Here is a 25,636-nt window from a genome sequence, read left to right as displayed (position 1 = left end):
GGAGGAAATTAGATGCCTAAATATAAAAAAGTTGCAGAGTTGATTAGAGAGCGGATAAAAGATAATACATATTCAGTTGACGAGAAATTACCCGACCAAAATTCTTTAGCAGAAGAATTCAGTACAAGTCGAGTAACCATAAAAAGAGCATTAGACTTATTAACAACTGCTGGACTGGTCTATACGATTCAGGGTTCAGGAACATACGTGAAGAGAAATGCGCTTCTGCAAGCTCAATCCAGTATTCAGATTGGACATAATGTAGGACTGACAACAGCTGTACAAGATGAAGTTGAATTACAAAGCGAAATCATTAAATTCAATGTGCGTTTTCCAGATGAACAAGAAAGGCAGCAGTTAATGATCAACAAAGAAACACCGGTTTATCATTATCAGCGCTTAAGGATTCTTGGAGGAAAACCTTATTCTTTAGAGAATACAGTAGTCCCAGTGCATATTATTCCCGGTATAACGGAAGAAGTCCTTAAAGATTCCGTTTATAGATATATAAGAAGAGAACTGGGGATTGTATTTGGAGACAATCGTCAAATAGTCCGTGCTGCCAAGCCTAATCAGCTAGATAAAAAATATCTTGATTGTAAAGATGATGATCCTATCCTAGAAGTGGAAAAAGTTATGTTTCTAAAAACAGGAACACCATTTGAGTATTCAAAAGTGCATCATCGTTTTGACATGGTAGAAATGTCTTTTATCAATCAAGATTCTTAAAATATTATAGTTATGTAAGGTGGTTAACCCCATTGGATATGGGGTTCTTTTTTTAAATATAAAATTTGTAAATACAAATTTTATATTTAACTTTACATTTAGAAAATAAAAAGGTAAACTTCTTATGTAAGCAATTACAAAAACGGAAGGAACAAGGAGGATGTAGGATGGAAAACAATCGATTCATCAATGCATTAAATCAAATAGCGTACAAAATTAACAGTTACAAGTATATTATTGCTATAAAAAATTCCTTTACGCTATTATTACTGGTGCGTTTGCAACGTTATTTTCAAGTATGGTTTTTGATAGTACCAATGGATTAGCTCAGATTAGCTAGTTAAGCTGGTTGGAGAATTTGAAACCGTTATCTCAGATGATCAATTACGCTACTATGGATATGATGGCGTTAGGTGCAGTATTTCTCATCGGGAATGAAATGGGTAAACTGAATAAATTAGATGGCCATTTCCCAGGGCTATTAGCTGCTTTGTCCTATATAGCGGTTGTTCCAACAGCAATTGATGCAATCATTAATGATACTGAAACCATAAATGTCAGCGATGTAATCTCCAGCGAATACACCGGAGCAAGCGGGTTGTTCTTAGGTATGATCGTGGCGATTGGATCAATTGAACTTTACACTTGGTTAGGAAATCAGGACAAGTTAAAAATAAAAATGCCTGATTCTGTACCGACAAATGTATCGAGATCATTTTCAGCATTAATACCGACTGTCATCACAATCGTAGCCGTTGCATCAATCGGATTTCTGATCAATGCTGTAACAGGCATGCATATTTACGATATTATTTACAACCTGGTTCAAGCTCCATTAGAAAATGTTGTACAAGGACTGCCGGGTATATTGATTTTAATGCTGGTTTCACAATTATTCTGGGTTATTGGTATTCACGGGAACCAGATCATCAAGCCAATTCGCGAACCAATTTTATTAGCAGCTATAGCTGAAAATACACAAGCTTTTCAAGCAGGGGAAGAAATTCCTAATATTATAAACATGCCTTTCTGGGATATCTATATGACAGTAGGCGGATCTGGCTTAACGCTTGGTCTACTAATCGCAGTCTTTATTGGAAGTAAAAGAGAAGATTATCGTTCGATTGGCAAGCTTTCTTTTCCACCTGGAATCTTCAATGTTAATGAGCCGGTTATTTTTGGATTACCGATTGTATTAAATCCGATTATGGCAATTCCTTTTGTTCTTACACCTTTAGTAACAGGAACAATCGCTTATTTCTTAACAGCAATTGGATTTGCAGGCAAAGCTGTAGTTATGATTCCTTGGACAACGCCGCCCATCATTAGTGCCTGGATTGCAACAGCAGGTGACTTAGGAGCAGTTGTTACTCAAATCATATGTATAGCAGTTGCAGTGCTGATTTATCTACCGTTCATTAGAGTAGCGAATAAAGAAGCGAAGGTAGAAGATATTGAAAAAGAAGAATACGGCGAAGAAGTCGTTAACGGATAATTAGAACTATAAGAATCATTAGAATTAAAAAGTATAAAAGGGGTTTATTAAATGAAACAAACAATTCCAGAAAACTTCATACTTGGAGCCGGATCTTCTGCTTGGCAGACTGAAGGCTGGCAAGGAAAAAAAGAAGGACAAGATTCCTATCTAGACGCTTGGTATAAGAAAGAAAACTTTGTCTGGCACGAAGGATACGGACCAGCTGTAGCAACGAATTTTATGGAAAAATATCAAGATGATATTGACCACATGCAAGAAATCGGCTTAACACATTATCGCACTAGCATCAACTGGTCAAGATTCTTTACAGATTACGAAGAGCTGATCGTAGATGAAGATTATGTTGAACATGTAAATAATGTAATCAATGCTTTGATCAAAGCGAATGTAGAACCGATGCTATGTCTTGAACATTATGAATTACCTGCCTATTTACTAGAAAAATATGATGGCTGGAGTTCTAAGAAAGTAGTCGAATTGTTTGTCGAGTATGCTAAAATCGCTTTTGATCGTTTTGGAGACCGTGTGAAGAGCTGGTTTGTTTTTAATGAACCAGTGGTAGTTCAAACAAGAGTTTATCTAGATGCGATCAGATGGCCCCATGAACAAAATGCAGCGAAATGGATGCAGTGGAATCATCATAAAGTGTTAGCTACAGCTAAAGTAGTTGCTGCTTATCGAAATGGCGGATTTGATGGACGTATCGGTACGATTTTGAATCCAGAAGTGACTTATGCACGTTCGACTTCAAAAGCTGATCAGAAAGCAGCACACATATTTGACTTATTCTACAATCGGGTATTTTTAGATCCTGCTGTTAAAGGAGAGTATCCAAAGGAGTTGCTTTCTTTACTGAAAAAGCATGATATTCTTTTTGAACATGATGAAAACGAGCTGGAAATAATTAAAAAGAATACCGTCGACTTCCTGGGCATTAATCTATATTTTCCGAAAAGAGTACAAGCACCAAAACATTCGTGGAATGAGAACGCTCCATTCCATCCGGAAATGTACTATGATGCTTTTGAATTACCAGGACGTAGAATGAATAAATCCAGAGGATGGGAAATTTATCCGAAATTAATGTACGATATGGCTATGCGTATCAAAGATGAATACAACAATATTCCTTGGCTCATTACAGAAAATGGCATGGGAATAGAAGCAGAAGAACGCTTCATGAACGATAAAGGAGAGGTCCAAGATGACTACAGAATCGACTTTATCGGCGAACATCTGTCATGGTTGCTGAAAGCTGTTAAAGCAGGTTCCAGTTGTGAGGGATACATGTTATGGGCCTTTACAGATTGCGTTTCACCAATGAATGCTTTCAAAAATCGTTACGGCCTAGTTAGAATTGATCTTGAAAACGACCGCGGCCGTTCACTTAAAAAATCTGGTCAATGGTATAAACAGATTATCGAACAGAGAGAGCTCGTTAGTGAAGACATTCAATATAAATAAATAGTATACGATATCTCAACAAGTTATTTAAAGCTTGTTGAGATATCGTTTTTCTATATTCTTTCCTTTTGACTCGCAAAACTTGGATAATCAAATTCAAATCCTACTATCCTTGGGAATAGAGCACTTGATTTATACTCAAATTCAAATTAAAATAGAGTAGCTATTTTGACAAATCGGACAGATTATGGTTTACTCAAAAATAGGCAAATGATTCGTAAGATTATTACATTTAATAATCTTTACATAAAGGATCGAGGAGAGAAGAAATGGAAGATAACTTAACATCGGCAGTAGATAAAAATACGATTCAGCTTGTCAGTCAGTTTTTTAAAGCAATCAGCGATCCAACCAGGATTTCCATCGTCTTTCTGTTACATGACAGAGAGTTAAGTGTCGGCGATATAGCAACAGCACTCGACATGAATCAGTCTGCAATCTCACATCAGCTGAGTACCTTAAAAGCGAAACGTCTAGTCAAACCAAGAAGAAGTGGGAAAACGGTCTATTATAGTCTGGATGATGATCACGTCCTGAAAATACTAGATCAAGTGATCACACATACTAGAGAAGAATGCTAAAACAAGCATGGAAAGCTTTAATAATCTCAGCTTTCCATGCTTGTTTTATTGTATCTATAGAATCAGTCTTTGACCGGTAATAACAATCTCAAACCATTTAAAATAACCAGCAGTGTACTTCCTTCGTGAGCTAATACCCCGATACCAATGTCAACCTTGCCTACTAAATTTAATCCATTTAAAAGTAAAACAATGAACATAGAGAACAAAATATTCTGCCAGACCACTTTATCTACTTTTTTAGAAACTTTATGAGCATATTGGAACTTAGTTAAGTCATTTTGCATAATCACAGCATCTGCTACATCAATAGCAACATCCGTTCCGTTCCCCATAGCGAAACCAATATCTGATGCCACTAGAGCTGGTGCATCATTGATCCCATCTCCAAGCATGACGGTTTCCCCATATTGTTTTTGAGTGGAATGAATAATTTCTGATTTGTTTTCTGGCAGTACATTACCAATGACTTCGTCAATCGCAACCAGCTTACCGACAGCTTCTCCAGTAAGTTTTGAGTCTCCAGTAATCATAGCCGTGTGAATTCCTTGATCTTTAAAGTATTGAATGACAGTTTTAGCATCTTTATTCGGTAAGTCCATCATTGCGATCAGTCCCACCACGCTGTCATTCTCACTGAAATACACAACGGTTTTTCCTTCTTTGGCTAATGTTTCATTTTGTTTTTCGATTTCTGCTGGGACATTCGTAAACGTAGAGGGTTTTCCAATACGGTACTGTTTATTTTGATGTTCAGCAACTAAGCCTTTGCCAATTTCATTTTCTGCATCCATTTTTATTGAAGAAGCAGAAGTGAAGGCATCCAGTATAGCATCAGCTAACGGATGATTTGCACTTTTTTCCATGGCTACAATAACATCTTTCCAGTATTCAGTATTTTCTTCGTTGACAAAATAGTGGTCAGTAACAGCGGGTTTACCTTCAGTCAATGTACCCGTTTTGTCGAATGCAATGGCTTTGATTTTAGCTAAATTCGAAAGATAAGATCCGCCTTTGAAAAGAACGCCTTGTTTCGCTAAATTAGAGATACCTGATAGGGTTGTTGGTACTGCACTAGCAGCCAAAGCACAAGGTGAAGCAGAGATTAACATAATCATTCCGCGGTAAAAACTAGTATTCCAGCTCCATCCTACTAAGAATGGTGTAAGTAAGATAAATACTGGAACAACAATCATTACGATCGTTACATATTTTGGTTCTAATTTTTTAATCGTTGTAGCTGTTTTCGAAAGATTGGATTGTGACTGATTGACAAGTTCAATAATTTTAGAAAATACGGTATCTTCATTATTTTTAGTAACTTCCATTTTGAAAGAACCTTTACCATTTATCGTACTACCGAATACTTCATCGCCGGTAATTTTTTCTCGAGGAATACTTTCGCCGCTAATAGAAGCTTCATCAATATCACTAGATCCTTCAATAATCGAACCATCTGTAGGAATCTTGTCTCCTGGTAAGACCTGCAAATGATCCCCAATTGTCAAGGTTTCTACTTTAACTAATTTAGTTTCTCCTGTAGGAAGAATGAGCCTAGCTTCAGTAGGGTTCATTTCAAGTAAATGAGTAATTTCACGTTTGCTTTTACCTTCTGCGTATTCCTCAAGAAAATGGGCGCCAGCGAAAATCAAAATTAACAAGGCACCTTCGTCAAAGTCACCGATGATCGCAGCTCCTAATGCAGCTAGCGTCATTAAGATATGAACATTTGGATGAAATCTTTTCAAGCGCAGCGACTCGGTAATCGTTTCGCCTACTCCCTCTATCATTACATGGTAACCAGCAGTAATCATAGTAATGACGAAGAAAATATCTTCCAATATATAGTTAAAAGAACCTATCAGTGCAATCAAATAGATAATTAAACCAATGAAAAAAAGAAAGACCGGCATATTTCCGTGATCATGCGCATGTTCAGCATGATTATGTGCTATTTTAGCCTGTTGATGAGTTTCCATAGTAAAACACCCTTTAGTTGAATTTTTAGATCAATCATTTTTAACAAATGAATATCCGCTCATATGTATGGTTAGAGTATATATATGAATCATCATTCATTTGTCAAGAGAATTCTAGATTTTAATTGAAATTTATTGATTCAAAATACCTGTACCTATTACATTTTCAGATACAGTGAACGTATAATGGCGGAGCAATAAATAAGCATTGAATCACAAGGGAAACTGACTCTTATATAGGTCTTTATTGTAGAAAAATTTCTATACCCGTATTAAAACGGTTTGATTAATATAGATAAATGAACGGACAATATCTTAAATAAGAAAATCTATTATTATAGAAGAAAAAAGAAAGAAAAGATCTCATTTCAGAATTGAGATGGTAAGGAAAAGTGAATTTTTACCCCTTCATAGTTACTATATGCATTGAACCTTCAGTAAATCAGACTCTAATGTACTAACTGGCATGAAAAAGCTAGATGAGTCGAAAGGGAAACAATGTTTATATATCAACTGAAACAGGGAAGTTGGATCAGTTGAAAGATAAACAGTGTATATGTACCAACTGGAATAGAAAGGCTAGGTGAGTCGTAAGAGAAATAGTGTTTATGTACTAACTGGAATAGAAAAACTAGGTAAGAGGTAAGAGAGGCAACCTTTATGTATCAACTGGAACAAGAAAGCAAGATGAGTCGTAAGAGAATAGCTATTAGGCGGTAACTTAATTAGGAGGCACAATCAAATAAATCTACTTTTAAAACAATTATTCTAAATACGAGTCTGATAGGCAATTTTGCTATAGATAAATAAGTATACTAGGGGGGGAGTAAGTTATTTTTCATGCGTTGACAAGTTTAAATCTTCACGATAATATTAAAAGTACAATGAAAACTATCTCAGACTATAAAAGAGTATTTAGTTAAGTACAGTTTGAAATTCTTCTAATTACATATACTGTTTATGACAAGTTATCGATGTAATGAATTGTTACGTTATTCTTATTAAAAAAGTACAATAGTCAAACGAGATAAAGTAAAAAACGGAATGGATTCAACTTAGGAACAGGAAAGTTCCTTGCATTAAAAAATAAAGGAGACGGTTATGAAAGCAGTAATTGTTTATACACATGTTTGGAATGAAAGTTTTAATCATCATATTTTAGAAACAACAGTCAATCATCTAGAAAAAAAGGGCGATGTTGTTGATGTGATCGACTTGCATGCGGATGGATTTAATCCTGCATACACACAGGAGGACTTGCGTTTATTCAGTCGTGGAGAATATGCCGATCCATTGGCTGCTGACTATATCGAACGCTTGAAAGCAGCAGAAAAAATTATATTTATTTTTCCTATTTGGTGGTTCAACACCCCAGGTATGCTAAAAGGCTTTTTGGATAAAGTGTTACTCAAAGGCCAAGCTTATGATGAAATAGATCATAAATTAACTGGACTATTGAATATCAATGAAGGGTTAGTATTGACAACTGCTAACATTTCTAAAGAAAACCTTGCATTTGTTGGAGATCCAATCCAGAGTACTTTGATCAATGGAACTTTAGATATGGTAGGCATTAAAAATGTTTCTTGGATTCACTGCCAGACCGTTCATCTACCAGAATCACGCGAACAGTATTTAAAAGAAATAAGTGACTATTTCGAAAATTAATCTCTATTAAGATAGAACAAAAGAGGATAACATAATAAACTGTTTGAGCGTAGATTCACGATTATAAAACAATGAGTCCATACAAAAATTATTAAGATGACAGCTACCAATCGTTGATCTAAGTTAGCTGGATTTGTAGATTCATTCAAAAGCATTTGAGATATTTGTTGAAAAAAGCCTTAAAGATTACTTATAGAGTAGATGAATATAAGCAATTTTAGGTCTAGTAATTAGCGTAATGAAATGAAGACTTAACTTAACTTAACTTAACTTAACTAAATACTTATGTAAACTATCCGATGCATCTCAAATTGCATTGGATAGTTTTTTTTAATGGAAAATTTAAATATATTTTTATTGATTCAATAAGCAGCTGTTTATCGTTCAAGTAGATTGCCTGGTGTTTTACTAAATTCTCTAATACCGTTAAAATAGAAATAGTGAAGAACAAGTAAAGTTAAATAGGAGTATAAAAAAATGAATGATACTAATCTTAATCCAACATGGAATTGTTCTATGGGAACTATTCGTGGATGGAATGATGAGAAAAAAGGGGTCTTAAGAGCTACTGGTATTAAATATGCTACAGCTCTTAGATTTGAAGCGCCAACTGCTGAACCAGCAAATACAGATAAAATAGTAGAAGCAACGAAATGGTCACCTGCTTCTCCACAACCCAAAGATGAATTTACCGATTATCTTATCAATCAAGAATCTAGAGAAATGAAAGTAGATGAACATTGTCAATATCTTTCTGTAACTACTCCCAAAGATACTAGCTTTTCGGATAATCTTCCGGTAATGGTGTGGATACATGGAGGATCTTATGTTACGGGAGCAGGAGATTATCCTATATATGATCCAGCAGTTTTAGTGCGGGAACAACGCGTCATAGTGGTTACCGTAACGTATCGATTAGGATTGTTAGGATATTTAGGCAGTAAAGAGAGTACACCAGCAAATCTTGGGTTGCTTGATCAGATTGAAGCGTTAAAGTGGGTAAAGCAGAATATAGCAGGATTTGGAGGTAATCCAGAAAACATCACTATATTTGGTGAATCGGCTGGAGGAGATGCAGCAGCTCATCTTATGATTGCCAAAGGAACAGAAGGGTTGTTCAATAGAGCGATTATACAGAGCGCTCCTTTTGGACTACTACCTGCACCAAAAGAAATGAAAACTGTTATGCTAGAAGAAAAGAAAAAAATCTCTGCTGATGACTCTTTAGAAAAAGTTGCAGAAGTCCAAGCGCATATTCAAGATAAAGTGAAGCCGTTCGGGTTGAAGTCTGCTATGCCATTTGGAGTACAGTATGGTGAATTTCCTCTTCCAAACGAAGATGATTTAGATCACGAATGGAAAAAAGCAGCTAGACGTATTGAAATATTAGTTGGTAATAATAAACGCGAATTAGCTCCATTTATTCCATATATTCCTGTATTGAACAAATTGACTAAAACTCCCTTTATAGGAAAATATTTAGCCAAGGCGTCCATTAAATTTTTAACAAAGAAAATATATAAATCTGGCGTGGAGGAATTTACCAGAAGACATCATCTTGGCGGAGGAAGCGGGTATAAATATGAAATCAGTGGAGGAGCTCCACGGAATCAGCTGGCTGGAGGACATGCTTCCGAAATACCGTATCTTTTCGAAAATGAGGAACTGTGGGAAGGGTCTCCGATACTAGATGGAATAACCTGGGGGAAATTTCATCGTCAAGGTCAGGTACTGCGTCAGATATGGGGAGTGTTTGCTAAAACGGGTCAAATCAAACCTGTTCATGTGGACGGATTGATCAAGGTTAAGAAGATTTCCTCATAGTATACAGTTTATTTATCAAATAGATAGACTGTTAGATAAGAGTAGATGAATCATCTTTAAATAAGGTTCATGCGAAAGCTGCATGGACCTTATTTGTATAGATAAATGTTAAGAATACGGTAAAAATAAAGAGTAGAAAATCTGAATATAAACTTTTTTGTTTCTTAAAGGTATATTATTAGTAATCTTTCGAATGTATATGCTATATTAGTTACAGAAATAAGTATTTACAAAAATAGACTGAAATAAAACTATAACTCATTAAAGGCCATACATTAATAGGAGGGCAAGAACCATGAACGAAAAGAATCAGGGGATGTTTGATAGTAGCTCAGTGGAAAAAGACTATATTAGCGATGATTTTTCCAGTAATCTATATTCTGGACCAGAAAGTCTTATCCATAAACAAGATAACTCAGGAAGCTTTGACCACAATCCATTCGCTGACATGACAGACGATTACTTATTCGACTAAACTATAAATATAACTAAATGAAGATAAAGAAGGAGAAATCGTGTGGTTTCTCTTTTTTTAGTATCCAATAAATAGATTCTTTTCTAAACAAAACAGGTTATTAACTATTAGAGATTATTTATTATACAAAAGTACTAGTATGAAAAATAAGATAGTCACAGACGAATCAATCTTTCTGAACAGCAAAGCGTGCATAGTATCGAATGAAAGTAACATTTTATCAAAGTAAGGTACTGATAAAACAATGTAAAAAGGTCCTGAAATAGGGATTGAAATAGGACCTTTATTAGGATATACTGTGGATATAATCTAGTATAGTTGGAGGGAAAGATATGCTTAAGACTATTGGAGAAACAAAATCTATCACACAAACTAAGAGTGAATTATCTAAAATCATCAAAAGTGTAAATAAAACAGGAGAACCTGTTTTTATTTTAAATCATAATAATCCTGAAGCTGTAATTATTAGTAATAAAGAGTATAGTTCTTTAATTGAAAAATACCATGAAATGGAAGAAAAAATCTTTTACAGTAATTTATCAAATAGAATTGATGAGGGACCTATAGAATTAATTCCGGCAGCCAAGGTCATTGAAAAAGAAGACACTGAGAACCCATTTGCTCATTTGTCTGATGAAGAGTTGTTTGATTGAAAAACAAAGTTAATTTTTGGAAAGAAGCAGTTAAAGATTATAAGAAATTAGATGGCGCTACAAAAAAATGGGTAAATCTTGCGATAGAGCGTTTAGAAGAAAAAGGATCTTCAATCGGTAAAAAATTAGGTAATACACAATACGCAAAATTAGTAGGATTTAGTGAATTGAAAAATCAAAGGTTAGGTATTCGGTTAATATACAGAGCTGCGTCAGATAATAAAATAGAAATTATTGAAATAGTGGTCATAGGAAAAAGAGAAGCTGAAAAAGTATTTATTAGTGCTGATAAAAGAATCAGCAAAAAAACAGATGATTAACTGTCTGTATAGATAAAAATATTGGTTAAATAAAAGGTAGCGGACTGATGGTTATATTCAGTCAGCTACCTTTTAAATTTTTCATTAGTTTATTTTATGCGTATCCGTTGGGATTAGATTTCTGCCAGTTCCATGAGTCGCGGCACATGTCTTCAATACCCAGTTCGGCTGCCCACTCAAGTACTTTATGCGCTTTAGTTGCATCAGCGTAGCTGGTTCCAATATCTCCAGGTCTGCGGTCAACAATTTGGTAAGGGATCTCGACATTGTTCGCTGCTTCAAACGCTTTTACTACATCAAGCACAGAGTAACCAACGCCTGTTCCTAAGTTATACGCTTCAACACCTCTGGTTTCAAGTACACTTTCAAGGGCTTTGATGTGACCTTTTGCTAGATCGACAACGTGGATGTAATCTCTTACCCCAGTACCGTCAGGTGTATCATAGTCGTCTCCATATACAGAAAGTTTTTCGAGCTTGCCTACCGCAACTTGTGTAATGTAAGGCATCAAGTTATTTGGAATATCATTAGGATCTTCACCGATACGCCCTGATTCGTGGGCACCGATTGGATTGAAATAACGAAGCAGTGCTGCACTCCAGGAAGGATCAGCAGCTACTTGATCCTGGATAAACTGTTCGATGAATAATTTAGTCGTTCCGTAAGGATTTGTCGTAGATAAGGGCATATCTTCAGTAAAAGGTGCCTCATTATTCATACCATAAACTGTCGCACTGGAACTGAAAACCATATTTTTTACATCAAATTCATTCATCAATTCCATCAAGGCAATTGTTCCATTCAAATTATTACGGTAATACATAAGCGGTTTAGCCACAGATTCACCAACAGCTTTATATCCGGCAAAGTGAATAACCGCTTCAAGATCATGCTGCTTGAATACTTCTTTCAAAGCATCCTTATCTGTAATGTCTACCTCATGAAATACAAAATCTTTTCCTGATAATTCTTTGATACGGTTCAGCACTTCAGGTTTTGAGTTAGAATAGTCATCAACTATGACAACCTCACGACCTTCATTCAACAGCTCGATAACAGTGTGAGAACCAATATACCCAGCACCGCCAGTTACTAAAATAGCCATAAAATCGCTCCTTCTATTTTTATGTATAATGATTGTGATTTCTATAACTTCCAGCTCATTTTAACACATTCCAAGAATGGATGCATGAAAGAATCAAATTAGATCATGCAGAGTCTTTATTCTATCAGCACGGATTTCATGCGGTAGGGATAAAGAAAGTCGTATCGCAAGCGAATGTTTCTATCATGACCTTGTATAATCATTTTGGATCGAAAGAGAAATTGATCGTCAAAATTTTAGATCAACGGGAAATAAGATATTTAGATTATCTTAAAAGCTATCTTAATGATGAGGCTAAGCGTTCTAAGTATAAAACAGCACGCACTATTGCTCTTGCACATATGAATTGGTTAAAAGGTAATTCAAATGGATGTCTATTTTTACGAGCAAAAGAAGAATACGGCCAAATCAACCAAGATATTACAAACCGAGTCGATACGCACAAAAGGAGCATGCTTTCTTTTTATAAAAGACTTGGGTTTTCAGAACAAGAAGCGATGCGATTAGCTATCCAGATCGAAGGGGCTACAGCTTTAGCAGAAACAATTGAGGTTCAAAGGGTAGAAGAAGAACTAGTTGAAACGTTAAGGTTGCTTTTCAGCAAGTGATCGAGTGAAGATATTTCAACTTATTTTTAAAAATAAAATAGAATGATCGTTCTATATAAAGAAGAGGTGTAACATGTTTAAATTAATAGCTCCGGGAACGGCAATGATTGCAGTAAACTATGCTTTTGCCAGATTTAGTTATGGACTGTTTTTACCTTATATTTCAGACTCTCTTAATCTCTCAGAGAGTGAAGCAGGACTAATAGGAACGCTTGGGTATATCTCATACTCCATAGCTTTGATTTGTTCAAATATCTTTATTGATAAATTTGGACCGCTAAAAGTCACGCAACTAGCTGGACTGAGTGCAGTAATAGGATTATTAGGTATAGCTCTATCAGTAAATTATTTTCTACTTGGAGTAAGCATGTTTACTGCAGGACTAGGAAGTGGCTGGAGTTCACCAGCCTTCAGCAAAGTAGTTGATATTTCATTTCAAGAAGACCAGAAAGATCAAGGAAATAGCTGGATAAATAGCGGAACAACTTTTGGGATCATAATTTCCGGTCCTATTGCTTTATTCTTTGCAGAATATTGGAGGAATGCTTTTCTATTCTTTGCCTTACTTGCTTTTGCTACTCTGATCTGGAATTCAATGGTTATACCAAATCCAGATACCAGTCAGGAAAGTTCAGAAAAAAGGATACCAGCATTTCAGAAAATTATAAAAAATGGTCTTCGAATCATTATAGGCTCCATGATTGTTGGATTCAGCAGTTCTGTGTTCTGGACATTTTCTAGAAGTTATCTTACTGCAGAACATGGATTTTCTAATCAAGAGAGTGTTTTATTCTGGGTATTGATGGGGATTGCAGGAATAGCTGGAGGAATCGTAGGGAAAGTGATTGTACTCAAAGGATTGAAATTTTCATTTCGAGTATTTTTGTTATTGCTTATTCTATCCATCGTTCTGATTGTTTTCCCATCTAGAGTGATGATCTATGCTGCTTCAATCTTTTTTGGAATAGCCTATATTGCGATAACAGGACTTTTATTGGTTTGGGGAACCAAAAGATTTTCTGATACACCATTTGTCGGAGTGAGCCTAGCCTTTTTCTGTTTAGGAATCGGACAGACGATAGGATCCAGTGTAGCTGGAATGATGATCGAAATGATTTCTTATCCATTTACCTTTAGTGTGTTTGCCGTTTTTGGTCTGGCAGCTTTGCTTGTTCCAGTCAAAAAGTAGCCTCTTTAACCCTAATGAAAAAGCGAATAAGGGAAGATGAACTGAATAGTAAAAGCACTAAAAATAATAACGGGTAAATAAAGAACTGAAACAATCAATTCTAAAAAAATCTACACCTTGTACTGATGTGTTCGTTTTCATTCTGGTTAAACCAAAATATTTAAAATATGGCAAGTTAGCGGACTTTTCAAATGACGCCAGCTTACTTTATTTTGTTAAGAATTTTTATTGAATTTTTATAATTGATAAGACATGCTGTGTTATAATAAATTAGATAAACACATTAGAAAAATATGTCTATGGTTAGGAGTTTCGTTATTATGTTTGAAGTATCCATCATTATGCCAGTTTATAACGTCTCAGCTCATTTGCCGAGGGCTATTCAGTCTGCCTTGAATCAGACGAAAATGGACTTCGAATTAATTTTAGTTAACGACGGGTCTACAGATGATTCAGGAGCAATTTGTGATCATTTTGCCGAAGAAGAACCTTTACTGATCCAAGTCATTCATCAAAAAAATCAAGGTTCAGGTATGGCAAGAAACGCAGGATTAAGAAAAGCTAAAGGGAAATATATATATTTTGCCGATCCAGATGATTATTTCAGCCCAACTCTTCTAGCTGATAATGTCAGACTGGCTGAGGAAAAAAAAGCTGATGTAGTCGTTTTTGGTTATACGAGAGAAGTAGAAGGAAAGCCAGAAGATCTAGAAATACTTCTGCCTAGACAACCACACTTTTATACCCAAGAAGGATTTCGTAAACACTTCAGAAACTTCTATCACTTTTCACCCTATTCACTGTGGAATAAACTATATCGTAGACAATATCTGATAGAGCATAAAATCAGATTTACGAATCAGAAATTAGGACAAGATGCTTTATTTAACATCAACGTCTATAAAGAAATCAAAGATGTTGCGTTCAACCGTAAAGCTTACTATCACTATGTCACGCATGATGGATCAGCTGTCAATCGCTACCGAGATGACCGATTTATGATGGAGTTGAATATTGCTTTGGAATTCAAAAAACTGGTTGAACATTGGGGAATGGAAATAGAATTTAATGATTTATTGAAGCGGGAATTCTGGAATCCAGTATACTTAGAACTAGCTAATATCGCCCATCCAGATTGTCCTATGACAGAAGAAGAAAAAGTCGAATGGATCAAAACGATTTGTGAAGAAGAGAATATCAAACATTATGTGATTCAACAAGACCGCAAAGAATCTAATCCATTTCGTTATCTATTACATCAGCGTATTCAAAAAGGTAAATATCTCATGGCAATCCAGTTAATGGAAAAGCGGAATGCATCAGCCAATAATTATGGAAAACTCTTCAGTAAAATGAAACGATTTTTCACGTCGTAATTTGAAAATAAGATTTTAAAAAGCTAGGAGACAATAAAGGATGTTTGAACAATTTAAAAAAGGCATATTATATACCGCAATGGGGAAATATGCAGTAGTTGCAGTACAATTAGGTGTCCAAGCAGTCCTATCCAGAATCTTGTCTCCCGATGAATATGGAATTGTGGCAACCGTCAATGTATTCCTGATATTCTTCCAGCTTCTTGCCGATATTGGAATCGGACCAGCAATTATCCAAAATAAAGAGTTGAAACGATCAGAAATTAATTCGATATTCGGTTTCAGCTTATATCTCTCAATTGCTTTAGGTATTTTATTTGTTTTTCTAGGCTATCCGATCAGCTGGATTTATGATAATGCAGTTTTTATTCCTTTGAGCATGGTGCTTGGGATAAGTGTATTCTTTTATGGGGTACTAGTTGTGCCTCAATCTCTCTTACTTAGAGAAAAGAATTTCAGAATGGTTAATTTCACAACTGTCGGGAGCGCAATCGTATCCGGTATTGTATCGATTGTACTTGCCTTGTTAGGATTCAGTTATTATTCCATCATCTTAGGAAACACAGCTAAAGCAATGACATTATTTTTTGTTTTTTATGTTAAAACTGGGACAAGCGTGAAATTTAAATTGGATACAGCACCATTAAAGAAAATTTATTATTTTTCAAAAAATCAGTTCTTATTTAATTTCATAAATTATTTTTCTAGAAACTTAGATAATTTACTTATTGGAGGGACTATCTCGCAAAGTGCTTTGGGGTATTATGATAAAGCCTACACTGTTTCATTGTATCCTAATCAAGTCTTGACTAGTCTGATCACATCAGTTATTCATCCAATCATGTCAGACTACGTTGATCAAACGGAAAAAATTAAACAAGTCTACTTAAGGCTTTCCAATTTATTAGCGCTAATTGGTATACCATTATCAGTATTCTTGTTTTTCTCTTCTGAAGATGTCATTCTATTTTTATTTGGGAATGACTGGTATGGAAGTGTTCCTTCACTGCAGATATTAGCGTTATCTGTATGGATTCAAATGATTCTATCTTCAACCGGAGGAGTCTTTCAATCGGGAAACCGAACAGATTTACTTTTACTTTCCGGGATTTTATCTACTATACTAAACATTACCGGAATTATTACTGGTATTTTACTGGGTAGAATTGAATATGTAGCCTTATTCTTGGTTATTGCATTTTCACTAAACTTTATTCAAGCGAACTACCTCCTAATGGTCAAGCTATTCCATTCAAATTTATTGGAATTTGCTAAAGTTATGATCAATCCGGTTATTTTAGCTGTAATGCAGCTTGTAGTATTTTATTTCTTACCGGTATTTCCTTTTGCTCCTTTCTTCAACTTACTGATTAAAGGGAGTATCTTTTTGGTCATCTGGATTATTGGATTGTTTATTACAGGAGAATTTAAACGGATAAAAGCTGAATTAAAAGGGAATAAACAATTAGTAGATAAGTAAGGAGATCTGTATGAAAGAACCTTTAGTATCCATTATCGTGCCGACTTATAATGTCGAAAGATATGTTGAAGAAAGTGTCGAATCGATTCTAAATCAAACCTATCCTAATGTAGAAGTAATTCTGATCGATGACGGGTCAACGGATGCAACACCTTATCTGCTGAAGCAGTTTAAAGATAAAGCTAGCATTACGCTCAATTCGGTTAATCAAGGTCAAGGCGCAGTTCGTAATCAGGGGATGAATCTAGCTGCAGGCGAATATATTCTTTTTTTAGATTCAGATGACTGGATTGAACCTGAAGCGGTCAGTGGGTTAGTGCATAAAGCGATTGAAACTCAGGCTGAAATAGTAAGATTTAATGGACAATCATTTTTTGACGGCGGGGCGACTCCGAAACAACTGGGCGATTATGATTTCTCTGAAGTATTAGAAGAAAACAAAATTTATATCTCGCCAAATGTCTTGCCTAAAATTCAAAAATCCTATTCTGCTTCACCTTGCTTATATCTAGTAAAAAAGTCTCTACTGACTGAAAATGGAATTAAATTTCCAGAAGGCATTCTTCATGAAGATGAATATTTCTCAACCCTAGTGTTCTTGCACACTAAAAAAATGGCTTATATCAATCGATTCTATTATCACCGTAGATACAGAGCAGCTTCGACTATGACAGCAAGTACGCCGCACCATAAACAGCGATCTTTTGAGTCCTATCTTAAAATCTTTAAATTAATGGAAGAAGATTATACCTCATCACGGTATAATGAGCAGCAGAAAGACTTTTTAAAGAGACAATTGTTGTCTATTTACAATGGCTTAGTTCAAAGTCCAGTCGAACCAGCTCTCAAAAAACAATTAAAAAATATAGAATCTATTACAGCAAAAGACAGATTTAGAATAAAAATTTCAAGATTAAGAACAAAATATCTAAAAGGACCTAATAAGTAAAAGGAGTTTAATAAAAACTTCATATCTTTTTAGGTTTTTTTTATGGTAAAATACATGTTGAATGTTTTCATAGAACAAAGTATGTGTCTTCATAGTAAGAGAGACTAAGTTTTACACTTAAATTGTAAAAGGACGTTTAATTTAATGGACAGAAAAAAAATTGCAGTAATATTCGGTACTCGACCTGAAGCGATTAAAATGTCACCTGTAATAAAAGAATTAGAGAAAAACAGTAATATATTTGAGACTCAAGTAATTGTTACAGCACAACATCGTGAAATGCTTGATCAAGTACTCAAAGTATTTGAAATCGAGCCTACATACGATTTAGATGTTATGAAAAAGAATCAGTCACTATCTGATATTACGATCAATGTAATGAAAGGTTTGGAAGAGATCTTTTTAAAAGAACTTCCTGATATGGTTTTGGTACATGGAGATACAACCACAAGTTTTGCGGCAGCTTTAGCAGCTTATTATCAGCAAATACCAATTGGACATGTAGAAGCAGGGCTAAGGACATATGACAAATACTTCCCTTTTCCTGAAGAAGCGAATCGCCAGTTGATTGATAATATAGCTGATATGTTCTTTGTACCAACTGAACTAACTAAAAAAAATCTGCTCAACGAGAATAAACCAGAAGCTAAAATTTATGTAACTGGAAATACAGCAATTGATGCAATAGCTCATACAAAAACTTTAGAAGTAAAACATCCCTTACTGGATAAAATGACAGCTGACAAAAAATGGATTCTATTGACTATGCATAGAAGAGAAAACCATGGCGAACCGATGAAAAACGTATTTAGAGCAGTCAGAGAAATCATTGATGAACATGAAGATGCTGCAGTTGTGATGCCGGTACATTTAAGCCCAGTTGTCCAAGGAATTGCAAAGGAACTATTGGAAGATCATGATAGAATCTTATTAGTGGAACCATTAGAAGTTGATTTATTCCATAAAGTAATGTCTAGGGCCTATTTAGTATTAACTGATTCTGGTGGACTACAAGAAGAAGCACCTGCTTTTGATATTCCAGTCCTTGTTTTACGAGACAAAACAGAGCGCCCTGAAGGGCTAGAAGCTGGTACACTTAAAGTGATCGGTACAGAACAAGGAATGGTCTTCCAGTCAATAAATGATTTGTTGAATAATCAAAAGTTATACGATAAAATGTCCAAGGCTGCTAATCCTTATGGAGATGGCACAGCAAGCAGAAAAATAGTAAAAAAAATTCATGATTACTTTAGTAATAATTAAAGCATGTTTCTAGGAGGTTTCACAATGGGACAATCAAGTGGTTTTGACCGAACGAAAAAAATTATAATTGGAATAGTTGACGTTATTATTTATCATTTTGCTATTCTACTTTCTTTTTTACTGAGATATAATTGGGAATTACCAGAAAGAAATTATCAAGCTTTTAAAGATGCGGATATATTTATATATATGGGTTTTATCCTGTTAAATATCTTATTTGGGATATATATATTATATAATAAACAGAAAACAGACTTCTTATATTTAACGATTATTATACAGTTACTAATGTCTGTAATTATAATGGCAATGACTTTTGTAGGTAGGTGGTTTGCGTTTCCTAGAACAATTATCCTAATAAGTTTTATTGTTAGTACAGTATTACTATTCTTATGGCGAATGTTAATCTTTAAATTATACGAACGAATTGACGGAACAAAAAAAGTTATGGTAGTCGGTTCCGAAAAAAACTGTAAAAAAGCTATCCATAACTTTGAAAGTTCTAAAAACAAAAGACATGTAATTACAAAAGCAGTGGTTGATGATTTTTATGAAAACATAAAAAACCATATGGATTCCGTTGATATTGTTTATCTAGCCGGGCATATCAGAGATGAAGAGAAAACTAAAATCTATGATATGTTGATCAGAAACAAGACTAAGCTGTTTTTGAATACTAGCTTTGAAAATATGATATTGGTTAATCCTAACATGATGAGTATTGAAGATGAAAGTGTCATTGAGGTGTCGAATTTCCAGATTCCTCCGGAAGATGACTTAATTAAAAGAATGGTAGATATTGCTGTTTCATTAGTACTCACGGTTATCGCATCACCAATTATGCTGATTACAGCGCTTCTCATTAAGGCAACATCAAAAGGACCTGTTTTTTATAAACAAATTAGAATAACTAAAGATCAGCGAGAATTTAACATATTGAAATTCCGCACAATGAGTGCTACAGCGGAAAAAGATTCTGGACCTGTCCTAGCTACAGCAAACGATGCAAGGGTTACGACGATCGGGAAATATTTACGTTCTTTAAGAATTGATGAATTACCTCAGTTGATTAATGTATTAAAGGGAGATATGTCATTAGTCGGTCCCAGACCGGAAAGACCATTCTTTGTTGACCAATTCAATGAAGAGAATCCTTATTACTACTTGCGTCACAATGTGAGAGCAGGTATAACAGGTTATGCACAAGTTTACGGAAAATATGCAACAGACTTTAATAGTAAATTAAACTTTGATTTAGTTTATATCAAAAAGTATTCATTCATTCTTGATATCAAAATTCTACTGCAAACAATTAAAATTCTGTTTGATAAGGTTTCTTCTAAGGGGTTAGATGAAGAAGTAGTATTGGAAGAGATCCCAGAAACAATTGAAGTTTTGAGATAATATTATGTTATTACAGGGTAGGAAGTGAAGTATGAATAAACTAGTTAAATTATCATCAATTAAAAAGGGCACTGTTCCAGACAATATTGACTCATTCTTACTCATTCTAATAGCTGGAATTTTTGTGTTTAGTGATTGGATTATAGGAGCATTTTCGTTAACGGAACTACTGATAGTTCCTACTGTAGTTTTGATATTGTTAATTAAAAATTCTTATATAAAACCTAGTTATATTAAATGGATGAGTATTCCTATAGTATTGCTGCTCCTGCATAGTTTTTTAAGCATGAATTTTAATGAAAACTTTGATTTTAAAATAGGGCTGTATGGAATAATAAAATTCACTTTCTATATTATTGTACTAGGAATCTTTCTTACTTACATTCGTAAATATAAGCTCGAGAAAGAATTCTTACTCTGGAACAATAAAATAGCTATAATCATTGGGTTAATAGGGATATATATAACCATTGCGATTTACTCTGATGGTTTACTTCCTTATGAATTTTTTTGGAAATTCACTAGGCTCGATGGATATTTATTTTCAACAGATACTTTTTATGTTAGAACATTGAGTATTTTTTATGAACCAGCCCATATGGGCTACTATATAAATACTATTCTTGCAGTTAATTTTTTCAATAAATTCAACTTTAAAGTAAACTACTTTTACAATTTACTTCTAGCTTTTTTTGTAGTAACTACTTTTTCTTATAGTGCCATCGCGATATTAATATTGATATTAATAATGGCTTTTATTAGCAAGATAGATTTCAAAAAAATTCAATTCGATTGGAAGCTATTGATTCCAATATTTATTCTAGTCATCATTTACTTTGTTTTCCAAGAAACGATTCATACAACAATTATTGATCGAACAATACTGATTCTTCAAGGGAAAGAACCTTCTGTGAATGAAAGATTAAAAGATAGTTGGAAATATGTTAATGAAAATAATATATGGTTAGGAAATGGGATCGGTCATACACCGGTAGTTTGGCACAACTATGCTTATATGATCTCAGAATTCGGCTCTGTAGGGTTAATCTTATTTGCGGGGGTTTCACTTGCTTTAGTCAGTGTGAATTTTCCGTTGGGTATTTTCTTCATAGCTATGAATTTCTCTAAGGGTGGATATTTATCACCAGCTTTTTGGTTTTTAGTAATGATGATAATCTTATATGGAATATTATTTGATAAGCAAACATTCAATAGATTTAAAAATGATTTGTCTAAAACTTAACAATTATTTAATTAGGTATAAGGAGATAGTGATGAATAAAAAAGTCGGAATACTTACAATAACTGATTATGGGAATTACGGTAACAGACTACAAAATTATGCTACACAAGAAGTGTTGAAAAATTCGGGATTTGAAGTAACCACTATTAAAAGTAGAGTAGGAAATCAAATCGAAAAATCTTTTAGTGATAAATTAAAGTCTCTAAAGATTACTGATCTTCCTAAAATTATTAGTAAGCGTAGAGAAAATAAAAAATTTTCAAATATTAAAGATGAAAGATATAATAAATTTGTTCAGTTTACCAAAGATTATATAGCTGAAACTTCTTATACAATATCTGAAGATAGTATTCCAGACGACATTAATGAACAATTTGATTATTTTGTTACAGGAAGCGACCAGGTTTGGAATCCGAATTATAGAAAAGGTTCTGGTATTGACTTTCTTACATTCGCTTATCCAGAAAAAAGGATTGCTTTATCTCCTAGTTTCGGTATAGCAAAAATTCCTAATGAATACCAAAAAAAATATATAAAAATGATAAATGAAATGAATAGTCTTTCTGTAAGAGAAGAAGCGGGTTATGAGATTATAAAAAGGTTAACTGGACGAGAGGCTGAGGTTTTAATTGATCCTACATTGATGTTAAATAAACAGGAGTGGTTAGAAATTGCTGAAAAGCCTCAAGTAGTTCCAAATAGAAAGTATATTTTAACTTATTATTTAGGATCTTTAAGCGAACAAAATCAGGAATTTTTAAATAAAATAGCAAAAGAAAATGATTTGGAAATTGTTGAATTACACAATATTACAAGATCAAAAAGATATTATTCTATTGATCCTTCAGAATTTTTATATCTTATTAATAATGCTAGTTTATTTTGTACAGATTCATTTCATGGTTCAATTTTCTCAATTATATTTGAAAAGCCTTTTGTAGTTTTTGATAGAATTGAAAATAGCACGTTAAAAATGAGTTCGAGAATTGATACTTTATTAAAAAAATTCAAATTGAGTGATCGACATGAAGTACAATGTTTAACTAAAACACATGATGAAATTTTTGATATTGATACTTCTCATATAGGAGACATACTAGCTATAGAACAAAAAAAATATACTGACTATATAAAAAAATCAATGTCTTAAGTAGATCATTGTAATTTCTCTTTAGATTTATATTAAATTATAGCCTTCTTTAGATTAGGAGAATCGAATTGAAACTAAGTGTAATAGTACCAGTTTATAACCTTGAAAATTATATTGAGCAATGTATTGATAGCATACTGGTACAAACTTATAGTGATTTTGAATTATTAATAATAGATGATGGTTCAACAGACAGGAGTTTATCTATTATAAATGACTATTCGAAAAATGATAATAGAATTCGTGTAATTACTAAAGAAAATGAAGGGATATCTTTAACTAGAAATAGAGGTATTCAAGAAGCTTCTGGTGATTACTTGTATTTTGTAGATGGAGACGATTGGATTCATAAGGAAACTCTCAAATCTCATATGAATTTAGTAGAACAAGTACCAAATTGTGACTTAGTTCTTGGACGCATGTCAATGTTTTTTGATGGAGAGACAAAATTAAAAGAAGACGAGTTCATAGTTGAAAATGAAGTAGTAGCTAATAAATCTGGTAAAAATGCATTTGTAGCAATAATAGATGAAATTGGATTTATTCGATTAGGAGTACGAGGTCTTTTCAAGAGGAAATTTTTATTAAAGCATAAGCTTTTTTTTAAACCACATATGTATAGTGAAGATGTAGAATGGATGATGAATTGTATTTTAAGTGCTGAAATATGTGCTAGTAATGATAATGCTTATTATCATTATAGAGCTAGGAGGCCAGGGTCATTAGTCAATACTCCATCAATTAAAAAATCACTTGACGTACTAAATATTTATCAGACATGGATCTGTATAGCTGACGCTGAAGAAGATAGTATATTTAAACAATATTTCTATAATGAAATATCTGAGCGATTTATTAATACTTTTATTGAATTCTCTAGCCAATTTGTTCCTGCTAAAATAGATATGAATTTATTCCATTCAAAGGTCAATCAGGAAAAAAATATTATTAAAAAGAGCAAACGTAAAAAAACTCTATTAAAAGGGCTACCACTATTAATAATGGGTTCAAAGTTAACTTCTAAATTGTATTATTACATTAAAAAATGGAAGAATCGTAACTCACAACCTAGTTATTTTTAAGTGAATACTATATGCAAGCTCAATGACAAGGAAGCGAGAATAAATTAACATGAGAAGAAATCAGTTGAAAGTTGGAACAGTCTTATCTTTTGTTTCACTAATTTTAGGTAATCTTATTTCAATAGTATATACTCCTGTTATGTTAAGACTACTAGGACAAAGCGAATACGGATTGTACAATCTAGTGTCTTCGGTAGTAGCTTATTTAGGGTTACTAAATTTTGGATTTGGTAGTGCATATATTCGATATTATTTAAGATATAAGGTGAAAAATGATGAAGAAAATATAGCGAAGTTAAATGGAATATTCCTTATTGTGTTCTCCATTATTGGATTTGTTGCGGTTGTAGCAGGGACGATTTTAGCTCTTAACGCAAGGCTAGTTTTTGGATCCGAGTTAACTATTAGTGAGCTTTCTACAGCAAAAATTTTACTTATTTTAATGGCTATTAATATGGGGATTTCATTTCCAAATGTAGTTTTCACTTCATATATTACAGCTAACGAAGAATTTATATTTCAGAAATTTATTGAAACAATTAGAGTAATTGCTAATCCATTATTAACTTTACCAATTTTACTCCTAGGATACGGATCCATAGGAATTGTAACAGCAGCAACTTTGCTTAGTATATTTGTTGAAGTTTCTTACGCAGTTTTCAGTTTTAAAAAAATTAATATGAAATTTGCATTTAAAGAGTTAGATATTTCTTTAGTAAAAGAAATGACAGTTTTTTCTTCTTATATATTTATGAATATGGTTATCGATCAGATTAATTGGAATTTGGATAAGTTCATTCTAGGTAGATTCTTTGGAACCGTCAGCGTAGCTATATATGGACTTGCTGGACAACTAAATAATTATTACAAAGTGTTGTCAACCACTATATCTAGAATGTTTATTCCGAGGGTAAACACTATAGTATCAACTACAAATGATAATACTGAATTAACTAATTTATTTACAAAAATAGGGCGGATTCAGTTCTTGATTTTAGCTCTTGGTGGGTCGGGATTAGTATTTTTTGGGAAATCATTTATAAGTATGTGGGCTGGAAAAGATTATATTCAATCATATTACATTGCATTGCTATTGATTCTTCCTATAACTATTCCTTTAATCCAGAATATTGGAATTGAAATTCAACAAGCTAAAAATATGCATCAGTTTAGATCTTGGACTTATTTAATCATAGCAGTTTTAAATGTTCTTATATCTATTCCATTAGCTAGTCAATATGGCGGTATAGGAGCAGCACTTGGAACGGCTCTATCTCTGCTTGTTGGAAATGGATTTTTAATGAATTGGTATTATCATAATAAAGTAGGTTTAGATGTTATATATTTTTGGAAAGAAATTATAAAATTTATACCGTCTTTAATTATTCCATTTATTGCTGGAACAGTTATGGTATATTACATTGACTTATATAAGATTATTCCATTCTTACTAAGCGCCTTGGCATATTTAGTAATTTATGGGATCTCAGTATGGTTAATGGGTATGAATCAGTACGAAAAGAATTTAATCATATCACCAGTTAAAAATTTAGCCACAAAAATTCTAAATCGATAGTCATATAATTAACCTCTAAA

Annotated in this window: 21 protein-coding genes and 1 pseudogene; 20 read left to right on the top strand and 2 right to left on the bottom strand. The window is 33.6% G+C overall.

Annotated elements, in window-relative coordinates:
* The first annotated feature begins 12 nt into the window (after nt 1-12).
* The 4 genes and pseudogenes from BKP56_RS11780 to BKP56_RS11765 all read left to right on the top strand — a co-directional run bounded on the left by BKP56_RS11780 (nt 13) and on the right by BKP56_RS11765 (nt 4,272).
* Nucleotides 13-729, top strand: a complete 717-nt coding sequence (locus tag BKP56_RS11780; RefSeq protein WP_072695271.1) for a GntR family transcriptional regulator — start codon at nt 13-15, stop codon at nt 727-729.
* Nucleotides 730-896: 167 nt separating this feature from the next.
* A pseudogene (locus BKP56_RS11775) lies at nt 897-2,224 on the top strand (PTS sugar transporter subunit IIC).
* Nucleotides 2,225-2,275: 51 nt separating this feature from the next.
* Nucleotides 2,276-3,691, top strand: coding sequence for a glycoside hydrolase family 1 protein (locus BKP56_RS11770; protein ID WP_072695269.1), 1,416 nt, complete (start codon nt 2,276-2,278; stop codon nt 3,689-3,691).
* A gap of 269 nt (nt 3,692-3,960) precedes the next feature.
* Nucleotides 3,961-4,272, top strand: a complete 312-nt coding sequence (locus tag BKP56_RS11765; RefSeq protein WP_072695267.1) for an ArsR/SmtB family transcription factor — start codon at nt 3,961-3,963, stop codon at nt 4,270-4,272.
* Nucleotides 4,273-4,334: 62 nt separating this feature from the next.
* Here the strand turns inward: BKP56_RS11765 and BKP56_RS11760 are convergent, their stop codons facing one another.
* Nucleotides 4,335-6,251, bottom strand: coding sequence for a heavy metal translocating P-type ATPase (locus tag BKP56_RS11760; protein ID WP_072695265.1), 1,917 nt, complete (start codon nt 6,249-6,251; stop codon nt 4,335-4,337).
* Nucleotides 6,252-7,352: 1,101 nt separating this feature from the next.
* Between BKP56_RS11760 and BKP56_RS11755 the strand changes: the two genes are divergently transcribed.
* The 5 genes from BKP56_RS11755 (at nt 7,353) to BKP56_RS11735 (ending at nt 11,191) form a co-directional block, all read left to right on the top strand.
* A complete protein-coding gene (locus BKP56_RS11755; protein WP_072695263.1) occupies nt 7,353-7,919 on the top strand; it encodes an NAD(P)H-dependent oxidoreductase in 567 nt (188 codons plus the stop codon).
* 477 nt (nt 7,920-8,396) lie between these two features.
* Nucleotides 8,397-9,743 carry a carboxylesterase family protein gene (locus BKP56_RS11750; RefSeq protein WP_072695261.1) on the top strand — a complete coding sequence of 449 codons (1,347 nt, stop codon included), beginning with the start codon at nt 8,397-8,399 and terminating at the stop codon, nt 9,741-9,743.
* Nucleotides 9,744-10,038: 295 nt separating this feature from the next.
* Nucleotides 10,039-10,218: a hypothetical protein gene (locus BKP56_RS11745; RefSeq protein ID WP_072695259.1), complete on the top strand. Its 180-nt coding sequence runs from the start codon at nt 10,039-10,041 to the stop codon at nt 10,216-10,218.
* A gap of 332 nt (nt 10,219-10,550) precedes the next feature.
* A complete protein-coding gene (locus tag BKP56_RS11740) occupies nt 10,551-10,871 on the top strand; it encodes a type II toxin-antitoxin system Phd/YefM family antitoxin (protein WP_072695257.1) in 321 nt (106 codons plus the stop codon).
* Nucleotides 10,868-11,191: a hypothetical protein gene (locus tag BKP56_RS11735; protein ID WP_072695255.1), complete on the top strand. Its 324-nt coding sequence runs from the start codon at nt 10,868-10,870 to the stop codon at nt 11,189-11,191. Before BKP56_RS11740 ends, BKP56_RS11735 begins: the two co-directional genes overlap by 4 nt.
* Before the next feature lie 94 nt (nt 11,192-11,285).
* Here the strand turns inward: BKP56_RS11735 and galE are convergent, their stop codons facing one another.
* Nucleotides 11,286-12,296 carry a UDP-glucose 4-epimerase GalE gene (galE, locus tag BKP56_RS11730; protein ID WP_072695253.1) on the bottom strand — a complete coding sequence of 337 codons (1,011 nt, stop codon included), beginning with the start codon at nt 12,294-12,296 and terminating at the stop codon, nt 11,286-11,288.
* Between the two features lie 80 nt (nt 12,297-12,376).
* Here galE and BKP56_RS11725 point away from each other — a divergent pair, with 80 nt between their 5' ends.
* The 11 genes from BKP56_RS11725 to BKP56_RS11675 all read left to right on the top strand — a co-directional run bounded on the left by BKP56_RS11725 (nt 12,377) and on the right by BKP56_RS11675 (nt 25,616).
* Complete coding sequence (locus BKP56_RS11725; protein WP_072695250.1) at nt 12,377-12,904, top strand: TetR/AcrR family transcriptional regulator; 528 nt, start codon at nt 12,377-12,379, stop codon at nt 12,902-12,904.
* A 73-nt stretch (nt 12,905-12,977) separates the two neighbouring features.
* Nucleotides 12,978-14,093 carry an MFS transporter gene (locus tag BKP56_RS11720; RefSeq protein ID WP_072695248.1) on the top strand — a complete coding sequence of 372 codons (1,116 nt, stop codon included), beginning with the start codon at nt 12,978-12,980 and terminating at the stop codon, nt 14,091-14,093.
* A gap of 320 nt (nt 14,094-14,413) precedes the next feature.
* Nucleotides 14,414-15,469, top strand: coding sequence for a glycosyltransferase family 2 protein (locus BKP56_RS11715; protein ID WP_072695247.1), 1,056 nt, complete (start codon nt 14,414-14,416; stop codon nt 15,467-15,469).
* Between the two features lie 40 nt (nt 15,470-15,509).
* Entirely contained in the window at nt 15,510-16,949 is a 1,440-nt protein-coding gene (locus tag BKP56_RS11710; protein WP_072695246.1) for a lipopolysaccharide biosynthesis protein, read from the top strand.
* Nucleotides 16,950-16,959: 10 nt separating this feature from the next.
* Entirely contained in the window at nt 16,960-17,898 is a 939-nt protein-coding gene (locus BKP56_RS11705) for a glycosyltransferase family 2 protein (RefSeq protein ID WP_072695245.1), read from the top strand.
* 144 nt (nt 17,899-18,042) lie between these two features.
* On the top strand, nt 18,043-19,161 hold the full coding sequence (gene wecB, locus BKP56_RS11700; RefSeq protein ID WP_072695244.1) for a non-hydrolyzing UDP-N-acetylglucosamine 2-epimerase: 1,119 nt from the start codon (nt 18,043-18,045) through the stop codon (nt 19,159-19,161).
* A gap of 24 nt (nt 19,162-19,185) precedes the next feature.
* Nucleotides 19,186-20,565 (top strand): sugar transferase, encoded by a 1,380-nt coding sequence (locus BKP56_RS11695; protein WP_072695243.1) that lies wholly within the window; start codon nt 19,186-19,188, stop codon nt 20,563-20,565.
* Nucleotides 20,566-20,596: 31 nt separating this feature from the next.
* Entirely contained in the window at nt 20,597-21,808 is a 1,212-nt protein-coding gene (locus BKP56_RS11690; RefSeq protein WP_072695242.1) for a hypothetical protein, read from the top strand.
* 31 nt (nt 21,809-21,839) lie between these two features.
* Nucleotides 21,840-22,958 carry a polysaccharide pyruvyl transferase family protein gene (locus BKP56_RS11685; protein WP_072695241.1) on the top strand — a complete coding sequence of 373 codons (1,119 nt, stop codon included), beginning with the start codon at nt 21,840-21,842 and terminating at the stop codon, nt 22,956-22,958.
* A 68-nt stretch (nt 22,959-23,026) separates the two neighbouring features.
* Nucleotides 23,027-24,040, top strand: a complete 1,014-nt coding sequence (locus tag BKP56_RS11680; RefSeq protein ID WP_072695240.1) for a glycosyltransferase family 2 protein — start codon at nt 23,027-23,029, stop codon at nt 24,038-24,040.
* A 64-nt stretch (nt 24,041-24,104) separates the two neighbouring features.
* Nucleotides 24,105-25,616 (top strand): oligosaccharide flippase family protein, encoded by a 1,512-nt coding sequence (locus tag BKP56_RS11675; protein ID WP_232226882.1) that lies wholly within the window; start codon nt 24,105-24,107, stop codon nt 25,614-25,616.
* Nucleotides 25,617-25,636: the final 20 nt, after the last annotated feature.

Origin of the sequence: Marinilactibacillus sp. 15R (genome assembly GCF_001895285.1) — a bacterium.
Classification (GTDB): domain Bacteria; phylum Bacillota; class Bacilli; order Lactobacillales; family Carnobacteriaceae_A; genus Marinilactibacillus; species Marinilactibacillus piezotolerans.
Note: the sequence above shows the minus strand (reverse complement) of the source record. Positions and strands in the feature narration are given on the sequence as shown.